Here is a 10,763-nt window from a genome sequence, read left to right on the forward strand (position 1 = left end):
TCCGCCCCTTGCAGGATCGACGCGAATCGCCATCCCGCGAGCGCCCGCCTGCTCAAGGCCGGATCGGCATCGGCCGGCGTTCCTCGACCGGGGCGGGCGCCTGCGCGCGCGCCGGGCTGGGCGGCGGCAGGATCAGCGGTGCCGGGCCGGGCGGGATCGCCTCGCTTTCGGCCTCCATCGCCGGTGCACTGTCGTTGGCGAACATGTCGCGCAGCCAGTCCGGAACCGGCGGCGGCGCGGGCGGAGCGTATTCGGCATACTGCCAGTCCTGGCTGGTGCCCAGACCGTTCTGCACCTGCATCAGGCCCTCGGGGCGCGGCAGTTCGACCTGCGGCGCGCCTTCGAGCGCGGAGGCCATGTAGTTGATCCAGATCGGCAGCGCGGCCGCGCCGCCGGTCTCGCCCTTGCCGAGGTTGCGCGGCTGGCTGTGGCCGACCCAGCTCACCGCGACGAGGTCCGGGTTGTAGCCGCAGAACCAGGCGTCGACGTAGTCGTTGGTGGTTCCGGTCTTCCCGGCGATGTCCTCGCGCTTGAGGCTGCGCGCGCGTGTCGCGGTGCCGCGCTGGACCACGTCGCGCATCATCGAGTCCATCAGCCAGGCGTTGCGCGCATCGATCACGCGCGGCGCGCTCTGGCCCGCCACCGGCGGGTCGGTACGCGCGATCAGGCGGCCGCTGCCGTCGTACATTTCCTTGACCACGAAGGGATCGACCCGGTAGCCGCCGTTCGCGAACACCGCGTAGCCCGCCGCCATCTGCCAGGGGGTGGCGGCGCCGGCGCCGAGCGCCATGGTCAGGTAGGGGGGATTCTGCGCAGGGTCGAAGCCGAAGCGGGCGAGGTAGTCGCGTGCGTAGTCGGGGGTGATCTTCTCCAGCAGCCGGATCGAGATCATGTTTTTCGAGCGCGCCAGGCCGTCGCGCAGGGTCATCGGCCCCGCATAGCGCCCGTCGTAGTTCTTCGGCTCCCAGGCCTTGCTGCCCGTGACCCCCGCCGGGTAGTAGAGCGGGTTGTCCTCGAGCACGCTTCCCGGACCGAACTGGCGGTCGAGCGCGGCCGAGAAGATGAAGGGCTTGAAGCTCGATCCGGGTTGGCGCACCGCCTGGGTCACATGGTTGAACTTGTTGCGGTGGAAGTCGAAGCCGCCGATCAGCGCGCGCACCGCGCCGCTGTGCGAGTCGATCGCCACCAGCGCGGCCTGCACTTCCGGCAGCTGTGCGAGCTCCCAACCATCCTTGCCGGTATTGCGCACGCGCACGATCGCCCCGCGGCGCACGCGTCGGGCTTGCGGGGCCTTGTCCGAGAGCATCGGCGCGACGAAGGACAGGCCCTTGCCGGTGATGCGGATCTCCTGGCCGCGGCGGTAGGCGAGCACCTCCTTCGGGCTGGCCCTGAGCACCAGTGCGGCAAGCAGGTCGTCGTGGTCGTTGGTCTCGCCGAGTGCCTCGTCGAGTTGCTCGTCGGGCACCTGCCCGGAGGGCAGCTCGACGAAGGCCTCGGGGCCGCGATAGCCGTGGCGGCGGTCGTAGTCGAGCACGCCGCGGCGCAGCGCGGCGTAGGCCGCTTCCTGGTCCTTGCGGGTGACCGTGGTGATGATGCGGATGCCGAGCTCGTAGGCCTGCTCGCCGAACTGTTCCACCGCGATCTGGCGCGCCATCTCGGCGACGTAGTCTCCGGGGACGACGATGTCCTGGACGCGGCGGGCCGCGGCGATGTCGCGCTGGCTTTGCTTCGGAGTGGCGAAGGCGAGCGCATGCTGATACTGGGCGTCGTCGATGAAGCCGGCTTCGAGCATGCGGCGCAGGACGTATTGCTGCCGCACTGCGGCGCGCGTGGGGTTCACGATCGGGTTGAAGGCCGAGGGGGCCTTGGGAAGGCCGGCGAGCATCGCCGCTTCTGGCAGGGTGAGCTGTTCGAGTGTCTTCCCGTAGTAGGCGCGTGCGGCGGCGGCGAAGCCGTAGGCGCGCTGGCCGAGGAAGATCTGGTTGATGTAGAGCTCGAGGATCTGGTCCTTGCCGAGGTTTTGCTCGATCTTGAGCGAGAGCAGGATCTCGTAGAGCTTGCGGTTGTAGGTCTTCTCCCGGGAGAGGAAGAAATTGCGCGCGACCTGCATGGTGATCGTCGAGGCCCCCTGGCCGCGGCCCCCGGACGACAGGTTGGCGAGTGCGGCGCGGGCGAGGCCGAGCGGGTCGATGCCGCGGTGTTCGTAGAAGCGCTCGTCCTCGGCGGCGAGGATGGCGTGCTTGAGGTGGGAGGGAACCTCCGCGATGCGAACTACGTCACGGCGCTCCTCGCCGAACTCGCCGATGAGGTGGCCATCGGCCGTATATACTCGGAGCGGAACACGCGGCCGGTAGTCGGTGAGCGTGTCGAGCGCGGGCAGGTTGGGCCAGGCGAAGAACGCCATCGCCGCGAGCGTGGCGATGCCGAGAATGGCCAGCGCGAGCAGCGCTGCGATCGGATACAGGACCCAGCGCATGGGCAATCCAGGATGGTTTCGAGCGGAGCGGCATTATACGGGATGCGCCCGCGTGGCTCGTGTGTCCGTGGATGAGCCGGTCTCGACCGTGACGGGGTTCGCTTTACACCCCAATGGCTTGTTGCTAGCATGCTAGAGCGTTGCTGAGCAATAGCGCGTAACATAAAGAAATACAAGGGTTTTCTTTGTGATCGACCTCCCCTTTTTCAGCCCTTCGGCGCGCCAGCTCGTCGGGCTCGACATCTCGTCTTCATCCGTGAAGCTCGTCGAGCTATCGGCCGGGGAAAAGGACGCTTACAAAGTGGAGCGCTATGCGGTCGAGACCCTGCCGCGCGATGCGGTGGTCGATGGCAACATCGCCAACCTCGACGCGGTGAGCGAATCCGTGCGGCGCGCGCTGCGCCGCTTCGGCTCCGGCGTGCGCAACGTGGCGCTCGCGTTGCCGTCGTCCTCGGTCATCACCAAGAAGATCATTCTCCCCGAAGGCCTGCGCGAGACCGAGATGGAGTTCGCGGTCGAGGCCGAGGCCAATCAGTACATCCCTTTCGCGCTCGAGGAGGTCAATCTCGACTTCCAGAGGATCGGCCCCGCACCCGGCAGCCCCGGGGATGTCGAGGTCCTGATCGCCGCCTCGCGCAAGGACAAGGTGGAGGATCGCGTCGCGGTGGCGCAGGCGGCCGGGCTCAAGGCGGTGATCGTCGATGTGGAGTCGCTGGCCACCGAGTCCGCCCTGGAGTTGGTGTGCCGGCAGTTGCCGCGCGGCGGAGCCGACCAGGTGATCGCGCTGGTCGACATCGGCGCCTCGGTCATGAACGTGACGATGTTCCGCAACGGCCACTCCATCTATTCGCGCGAGCAGGCCTTCGGCGGCAGCCAGTTGACCCAGGACATCGCACGCCAGTACGGCATGAGCTTCGAGGAAGCGGAATCCGCCAAGCGCGCCGGCTCGCTGCCCGACAGCTACCCGCGCGACCTGATGCGTCCTTTCATGGACAGCCTCGCGCTCGAGGTCTCGCGCGCCTTGCAGTTCTTCTTCACCTCCACGCCGTTCAACCAGGTCGACCACGTCGTGCTTGCGGGCGGCTGCGCGGTGCTGCCGGGACTCGGCGACGTCGTCGCGGCGCGTACGCAGGTCGATACGCTCATCGCCAATCCCTTCGCGAGCATGACCTTGAGCGGCAAGGTCCGCCCGAAGGCGCTGCTCGCCGACGCGCCGGCGCTGATGGTCGCGTGCGGGCTGGCGCTGCGGAGGTTCGACGCATGATCCGCATCAATCTGCTGCCGCACCGGATTGCCAAGCGCAGGCAGCGCAGGCGGCAGTTCTACGCGCTCGCCGGCAGCATGGTGCTGCTGGGGGCGCTGATCGGCTTCGGCGTGCACATGGTTTACACCGCACACATCGAGGACCAGGAGGCGCGCAACGCCTTCCTCAAGGAGGAGATCGTCCGGCTCGACCGCGAAATCGCGGAGATCCGCCGCCTGCGCGAACAGATCGATGCGATGCTGGCGCGCAAGCAGGTGATCGAGTCGCTGCAGGGGACCCGGGCCGAAACCGTGCATCTGTTCAACGAGCTCGCCCAGCGCCTGCCCGACGGCGTATATCTGAAATCGGTCAAGCAGACCGGCAGGCAGGTGAGGGTCGTCGGGCTGGCGCAGTCGAACGCGCGGGTGTCGCACTTCATGCGCAACGTCGAGGCCTCCGCCTTCCTAGAGCAGCCCCGGTTGATCGAGGCCAAGGCCGTCACCCAGGATAACCGCCGCTTGAGCGAGTTCTCCCTCGACATCGCCATCCGCCCGCCGGTGCAGGCGGAGCCCGAGGGGGCCGCCGGCGCCGCGAAGGCGGCCGCGAAGGGGACGCAAAAATGAGCTTCGATCTGGGCGCGCTGCGCGACGGCATCGACTTTCGCCGCCTGGCGGAGGATTTCCGCGGCCTTGATCCGCAGGATCCCGGCATGTGGCCCGCCGCGCCGCGCGTGGTGGTCGCGGTCTGTCTGCTGTTGCTTACGGTCGCCGGGTTCTGGTGGTTCGACTGGCAGGGCCAGGTCGAGACCCTGGAGGCGCGCCAGACCGAGGAGGTGCAGCTGCGCGAGAGCTGGGTGACGAAGAAGCGCCAGGCAGTCAATCTCGAGGAGCACCGCCGCCAGCTCGCCGAGATCGATCGCCAGTTCGGCGCCCTGCTCAAGCAGTTGCCCAACCGCGCCGAGATGGACTCGCTGCTTTCGGACATCAACCAGGCCGGCCTCGGGCGTGGCCTGCAGTTCGAGCTCTTCAAGCCGGGCGCGGACGTGATCAAGGAGTTCTACGCCGAGATGCCGATCGACGTGCGCGTGACCGGCGTCTATCACGATCTCGGGGAGTTCGTCGCCGACCTCGCCAGCATGCCGCGAGTGGTGACCCTGGGCGACGTCGGCATCGAGGCCGACAAGGATGGACGCCTCAAGCTGCAGGCCAAGGCGGTCACCTACCGCTACCTCGACGAGGAAGAGCTCGCGCAGCAACGCAAGGCGGCGCAGGCCGCGAAGCAGGGGAACAAATGATGAACAGGGCCGTGTTGATCGGCGCCTGTGTACTGCTCGCCGGCTGTGCCGGGGGTGGCCAGGACGACCTCGAGGCCTGGATGGGCGAGCAGGCCAAGACCATGCGCGGCGCGGTGCGGCCCCTGCCCGAATTGCGCCAGGTCGCGGTCGTCGCCTATGCGGGAACGCAGGGAGACGATCCCTTCCGCAGTGCGCGCATGGAGCCCGAGCGGCGGGCCTCGGCGAGCGCGCTGCGCCCCGACCTCGATCGCCGCCGCGAGCCGCTCGAGGCCTTCCCGCTCGAATCGCTGCAGATGGTGGGCGTGCTGATGCAGGGAAACAACACCCATGCGCTGGTCAAGGCGGGGACCGTGCTCCATCAGGTGAAGGCCGGGAACTACATGGGACAGAATTTCGGCGTGATCACTCTGGTCACCGAGAACGAGATCAAGCTGCGCGAACTGGTCGAGGATGTCTATGGCGACTGGGTTGAACGGACCAGCACGCTGACATTGCAGGAGCGCCAGGAGGCAGGAAAATGAGACACCGCATCGGAGTGCTGCTGACCGCAGCCGCTTTCGCAGGCCTGGCGCCCGCGCCTGCCGTGCTGGCCCAGGACGCGTCGCAGACGCAGAGCTTCGACAACCGGATCGAGGCGCTGGAGGTCGCCGAACAGGGCGGCGCGATCTACGTGCGCCTGACCCTGCGCGAGCCGCTCGCCAGCCCGCCGCCGAGCTTCAGCGTGGCCAACCCGGCGCGCATCGCCTTCGATTTTCCGGGTACCGCGAACGCCCTCGGGCGCAACGTGCAGACCATCGACCAGGGCGACCTGCGCAGCGCCAACATCGTCCAGGCCGGCGACCGCACCCGGCTCGTGCTCAACCTCACCCGCATGAGCCCCTATGAGGCGCGCGTGCAGGGTCGCGACCTCATCATCGCGCTCTCGCCGGCCGCTGCGCGCGCGGTGCAGGGCACGGTGGTGAGCGAAGCTGCGGCCAACTTCGCCGCGCCGCGTTCGAATGCGGCGGCCGCGGGCGGGCTGGCGGTGCGCGACATCAACTTCCGCCGCGGTACGGGCGGCGAGGGGCGCGTGGTGGTCGACCTGTCCAACCCGGACACCGGCATCGACATCCGCCAGCAGGGCGGCAACCTCGTCATCGACTTCCTGCAGGCCGCGCTGCCCGAGCACCTGCGCCGCCGCTCCGACGTCACCGACTTCGCCACCCCGGTCACCTCGATGACCGCGCAGCAGGTGGGCGACCGCGTGCGCCTGACCGTGACGCCCAACGGCCTGTGGGAGCACAACGCCTACCAGAGCGACAACCGCTTCGTGCTCGAGGTGCGTCGCGTCGCCGAGGACCCCGCCAAGCTCGGCGGCGGGCGCAGCGACTACAAGGGCGAGAAGCTCTCGCTCAACTTCCAGAACGTGGACGTGCGCTCGGTGCTGCAGGTCATCGCCGACTTCACCGACTTCAACATCATCACCTCCGACTCGGTACAGGGAAATTTGACCCTGCGCCTGAAGGACGTGCCCTGGGATCAGGCCTTTGACATTATCTTGCGGGCCAGAGATTTGGATATGCGAAAGAACGGCAATGTGATTTGGGTGGCGCCGAGGGATGAACTTGCATTGCGTGAAAAGGCTCAGAACGAGGCGCTGGCGGACATCGAGTCCTTGGAGCCGCTGAGCACAGAGAGCATCCGATTAAACTACCACAAAGCGAGAGAGATTGGCGATTTGCTGTCGAGTGGTGGAAAAGGTGATCGCGGTTTTCTTTCAAAGAGGGGAAAGGTTGCATTCGACGAGCGCACTAATCGTATCTTTGTCACAGATGTGTCGTCTCGATTGCAGTCTGTACGCAACCTCATCAGTGATGTCGATGTCGCTCCGCGACAGGTCCTTATAGAGGCACGCATCGTGGAGGCAAACAAGACATTTTCCCGGGATCTTGGGGTGAGGCTCGGTTTAGGAAAGTCCAAGCCTTGGAAGATAAACGACGGTGGTGCCCAGATCGGATTTGGGTCCTCTACCTTGGGAGGCTCCGCAGGATCTTCCGGCTCCTTTAGACCAGAGACAGCTACAAGTGGCGCTGATATTCAAAATCCCTACGGATCTTTTGCGCTAAGCATCTTTAACAGCAGCGTTACGCGTTTCCTTAATCTGGAATTGCAGGCTCTTGAGTCTGACGGGCGTGGTCGGGTTGTTTCGAGCCCGAGGGTTTTAACCGCTAACCAAGTCGAAGCGTTGATCAAGCAGGGCACGCAAATCCCAATCCCGATTCCATCGACGCAAGTCGGTGGAGAGCCAACGGTGGAGTATAAGGATGCCGTTCTCTCGCTTAAAGTTAGGCCCAGCATCACTCCAGATGGCCGAATCCAGTTATCGGTATTGGTAAACAAGGATCGGCCGGATTTTACGAACGTTGTTCTCGGTCGCCCGTCGATTGACACGAAGAGCGTCCAGACTGAAGTTACAGTTGAAAATGGGGGAACGCTTGTCATCGGTGGTGTGTACGAAGAGCAAGAGCTGAATGGAGAGGACCGAGTGCCCGTGCTAGGCGAACTGCCGGTCCTTGGCGGCCTGTTCCGAACTCGATCGACGATTGCCGAGAAGAAGGAGTTGTTGGTTTTCATAACGCCTCGACTTGTCTCCGAAAGTCTTACGTTGCGCTGAGGCTAACGCTCCTTCTGCTGATACAATCCTCGGGGCGGGCGTCCGGCATGGATGCCCGCCCTTTTTCATCTGGATTTCCGGCGAGTCACGCGTGAGCTGTCTGATACTGATCGGCATGATGGGCGCCGGCAAGACCACGGTCGGCAAGGAACTGGCGCGCAGGCGCAGGATGCGCTTCGCCGATTGCGACCAGGCGATCGTGGCGCGCACCGGCGTCAGCATTCCGACCATCTTCGAGCTCGAGGGCGAGGCGGGCTTCCGCCGCCGCGAGACGCAGATGATCGACGAGCTCACCCGCGAGCCCGACCTCGTGCTCGCCACGGGCGGCGGGGTCGTCGTCACCCCGCTCAACCGCGAGCTGATGCGCGAGCGCGGCATCGTCATCTACCTCGACGTGCCGACGCAGGTGCTGTTCGAGCGCACCCGCCACGACCGCAACCGCCCGCTGCTGCAGGTCGAAAATCCGCGCCAGCGCATCGAGGAGCTTCACCGCGCGCGCGACCCCCTCTATCGCGAGACCGCCCACATCATCCTCGCAGGCGGGCGCGGCAACCCCTGCAACATGGTGCGCCAGATCGAGGAGGCGCTCGCCCGCTACAAGGCCGACACATGCAGACCCTGAACGTGGCGCTCGGCGAGCGCGCCTATCCCATTCACATCGGCCGCGGCCTGCTCGGACGCACCGACCTGATCCTCCCCCACCTCAAGACGCGGCGCGTCGCGATCGTCACCAACGCGGTGGTGGGGCCGCTCTACCTCGAGCGTCTGCGCGCCGGGCTGGAAGGGGCGGGGGTGCGCACCGCAGCGGTGGTGCTGCCCGACGGCGAGGCGCACAAGGACTGGGAGACGCTCAACCGCATCTTCGACATGCTGCTCGCGGAGCGCTGCGAGCGCTCGACCACCCTGGTCGCGCTCGGCGGCGGGGTGGTGGGCGACATGGGCGGCTTCGCCGCGGCCTGCTACCAGCGCGGCATGCCCTTCATCCAGGTGCCGACTACGCTGCTCTCGCAGGTCGACTCCTCGGTGGGCGGCAAGACCGCGATCAACCACCCGCTCGGCAAGAACATGATCGGCGCCTTCTACCAGCCCAGTATGGTGCTGGCCGACATCGACACCCTCGACACCCTGCCCGACCGCGAGCTCTCCGCCGGCCTGGCCGAGGTCATCAAGTACGGGCTGATCCGCGACCCCGAGTTCCTCGCCTGGCTGGAGGTCAACCTCGACCGCCTGGTGGCGCGCGACACCGACGCGCTGGCGTGGGCGATCGAGCGCTCCTGCCGCAACAAGGCCGAGGTGGTGGCGGCCGACGAGACCGAGCAGGGCGAGCGCGCGCTGCTCAACCTCGGCCACACCTTCGGTCATGCCATCGAGACCGGCCTCGGCTACGGCGAGTGGCTGCACGGCGAGGCCGTTGCCGCCGGCACGATGATGGCCGCCGAGCTGTCGTGCCGCCTGGGCTGGATCGACGCCGCCGCGGTGGCGCGCATCGAGGCGCTGTTCGAGCGCGCTCGCCTGCCGGTGTGGGGGCCGCGGCTCGGTGTCGAGCGCTACGTCGAGCTGATGTCGCACGACAAGAAGGTCGAGGCCGGCAAGCTGCGCCTGGTACTGCTGCGCGAGATGGGGCGCGCGGTGATGCACGGCGAGGCGCCGGCCTCCGAGATCGCCGCGGCGATCGAGGCGCGCTGCCGCTGAGCCGGCGGCGGGCGCAGGCTCGCCCGCGCGTGGTGCCGCACAAACGCCTGGCTGTTTTCGTCATGCCGCGTCATTTGAGGAGCCCGCATGCAGCAACTCGCCCCCTATGCCGTCACCGAGGCCGCCTCGCGCGGCCGCGTCCACGACGAGCCCGCCCCGGTCGCGCGCGGCCAGTTCCAGCGCGACCGCGACCGCATCGTGCATTCCACCGCCTTCCGCCGCCTGGAATACAAGACCCAGGTGTTCGTGAACCACGAGGGCGACCTCTTCCGCACCCGCCTCACCCACAGCCTCGAGGTCGCCCAGCTCACCCGCGGCCTCGCGCGCGAGCTCGGTCTCAACGAGGACCTCGCCGAGGCGATCGCGCTCGCCCACGACCTCGGCCACACCCCCTTCGGCCACGCCGGGCAGGATGCGCTCAACGCCTGCATGAAGGACTTCGGCGGCTTCGAGCACAACCTGCAGTCGCTGCGCACGGTGGACCTGCTCGAAGACCGCTACGCCGGCTTCGACGGGCTCAACCTGATGTTCGAGACCCGCGAGGGCATCCTCAAGCACTGCTCGCGCGCCAACGCCGAGCGCCTCGGCGAGCTCGGCCAGCGCTTCCTCGACAGCACCCAGCCCTCACTCGAGGCCCAGCTCGCCAATCTCGCCGACGAGATCGCCTACAACAACCACGATGTGGACGACGGCCTGCGCTCAGGGCTGATCACGCTCGAGCAGCTCGACGAGGTGCCGATCTTCGCGGTGCAGCGGCGCGAGGCCGAGGCGCGCTGGCCGGGGCTGTCGGGGCGCAAGCTGATCAACGAGACGGTGCGACGCATGATCCACCTGATGGTGATCGACCTCATCGAGCAGACCCGCGCCAACATCGCCGCCGAAGGCGTCCGGACGCTCGCCGACGTCCATGCCGCGCCGCGCCTGGTGGCGTATTCCGACACGCTGCTGCCGCGCCTGCGCGAGCTCAAGGTCTTCCTGCGCGACAAGCTCTATCGCCACTACCAGGTGCTGCGCATGACCAACAAGGCGCGCCGCATCGTCGGCGACCTGTTCACGGCGTTCATGGACGACCCCCACATCCTGCCGCCGCAGTATCAGGCGATGGCGCGCGAGGACAAGCCGCGCGCCATCGCCGACTACATCGCCGGCATGACCGACCGCTATGCGATGAAGGAGCACCGGCGGCTGTTCGCGGTGGGGGAGATCCATTAAGGCGTGAGGCGTGAGGTGTGAGGCGGGGAAGGCCGCCTTCCTGCGGTCGAAGCGTTTCGCCGTCGTCACGGTCGCATTCGCGCCGTTTGGCGCTGCTGCGGAAAGCGTCGTGGTTGGGGTTTTCGCCGCGTGCCGCAGTGCAAAAAAACTGTTGAATCCGGCGAGCTTTGGGGGGTATAGTTTTTTCGACCGC

At 66.9% G+C, this 10,763-nt stretch carries 9 protein-coding genes; 8 read left to right on the top strand and 1 reads right to left on the bottom strand.

The window, feature by feature from the left end:
* Nucleotides 1-52: 52 nt before the first annotated feature.
* Entirely contained in the window at nt 53-2,476 is a 2,424-nt protein-coding gene (locus PO78_RS12995; RefSeq protein WP_043744258.1) for a penicillin-binding protein 1A, read from the bottom strand.
* A gap of 187 nt (nt 2,477-2,663) precedes the next feature.
* Between PO78_RS12995 and PO78_RS13000 the strand changes: the two genes are divergently transcribed.
* The 8 genes from PO78_RS13000 to PO78_RS13035 all read left to right on the top strand — a co-directional run bounded on the left by PO78_RS13000 (nt 2,664) and on the right by PO78_RS13035 (nt 10,570).
* Nucleotides 2,664-3,740 carry a pilus assembly protein PilM gene (locus PO78_RS13000; protein ID WP_004299498.1) on the top strand — a complete coding sequence of 359 codons (1,077 nt, stop codon included), beginning with the start codon at nt 2,664-2,666 and terminating at the stop codon, nt 3,738-3,740.
* Nucleotides 3,737-4,342 carry a PilN domain-containing protein gene (locus PO78_RS13005; RefSeq protein WP_004299497.1) on the top strand — a complete coding sequence of 202 codons (606 nt, stop codon included), beginning with the start codon at nt 3,737-3,739 and terminating at the stop codon, nt 4,340-4,342. Before PO78_RS13000 ends, PO78_RS13005 begins: the two co-directional genes overlap by 4 nt.
* Entirely contained in the window at nt 4,339-5,013 is a 675-nt protein-coding gene (locus tag PO78_RS13010; RefSeq protein WP_004299496.1) for a type 4a pilus biogenesis protein PilO, read from the top strand. The genes PO78_RS13005 and PO78_RS13010 overlap by 4 nt, the downstream gene beginning before the upstream one ends.
* A complete protein-coding gene (locus PO78_RS13015; protein WP_004299495.1) occupies nt 5,010-5,534 on the top strand; it encodes a pilus assembly protein PilP in 525 nt (174 codons plus the stop codon). Before PO78_RS13010 ends, PO78_RS13015 begins: the two co-directional genes overlap by 4 nt.
* Complete coding sequence (gene pilQ, locus PO78_RS13020; RefSeq protein ID WP_197068774.1) at nt 5,531-7,666, top strand: type IV pilus secretin family protein; 2,136 nt, start codon at nt 5,531-5,533, stop codon at nt 7,664-7,666. Before PO78_RS13015 ends, pilQ begins: the two co-directional genes overlap by 4 nt.
* 91 nt (nt 7,667-7,757) lie before the next feature.
* The gene (locus tag PO78_RS13025; protein ID WP_004299493.1) at nt 7,758-8,288 is read left to right on the top strand and encodes a shikimate kinase; all 531 of its coding nucleotides are present in this window, start codon (nt 7,758-7,760) and stop codon (nt 8,286-8,288) included.
* Entirely contained in the window at nt 8,276-9,358 is a 1,083-nt protein-coding gene (aroB, locus tag PO78_RS13030; protein WP_012584667.1) for a 3-dehydroquinate synthase, read from the top strand. Before PO78_RS13025 ends, aroB begins: the two co-directional genes overlap by 13 nt.
* Nucleotides 9,359-9,445: 87 nt before the next feature.
* On the top strand, nt 9,446-10,570 hold the full coding sequence (locus PO78_RS13035; RefSeq protein WP_012584668.1) for a deoxyguanosinetriphosphate triphosphohydrolase: 1,125 nt from the start codon (nt 9,446-9,448) through the stop codon (nt 10,568-10,570).
* Nucleotides 10,571-10,763: the final 193 nt, after the last annotated feature.

This window comes from Thauera sp. SWB20 (assembly GCF_000831325.1).
Taxonomy (GTDB): domain Bacteria; phylum Pseudomonadota; class Gammaproteobacteria; order Burkholderiales; family Rhodocyclaceae; genus Thauera; species Thauera aminoaromatica.

Bases quoted from the DNA above. Each gene is read 5' to 3' on its own strand.
- PO78_RS12995 (WP_043744258.1), bottom strand. From the start codon at position 2,476: ATGCGCTGGGTCCTGTATCCGATCGCAGCGCTGCTCGCGCTGGCCATT.
- PO78_RS13005 (WP_004299497.1), top strand. From the start codon at position 3,737: ATGATCCGCATCAATCTGCTGCCGCACCGGATTGCCAAGCGCAGGCAG.
- PO78_RS13010 (WP_004299496.1), top strand. From the start codon at position 4,339: ATGAGCTTCGATCTGGGCGCGCTGCGCGACGGCATCGACTTTCGCCGC.
- PO78_RS13015 (WP_004299495.1), top strand. From the start codon at position 5,010: ATGATGAACAGGGCCGTGTTGATCGGCGCCTGTGTACTGCTCGCCGGC.
- pilQ (WP_197068774.1), top strand. From the start codon at position 5,531: ATGAGACACCGCATCGGAGTGCTGCTGACCGCAGCCGCTTTCGCAGGC.
- aroB (WP_012584667.1), top strand. From the start codon at position 8,276: ATGCAGACCCTGAACGTGGCGCTCGGCGAGCGCGCCTATCCCATTCAC.
- PO78_RS13035 (WP_012584668.1), top strand. From the start codon at position 9,446: ATGCAGCAACTCGCCCCCTATGCCGTCACCGAGGCCGCCTCGCGCGGC.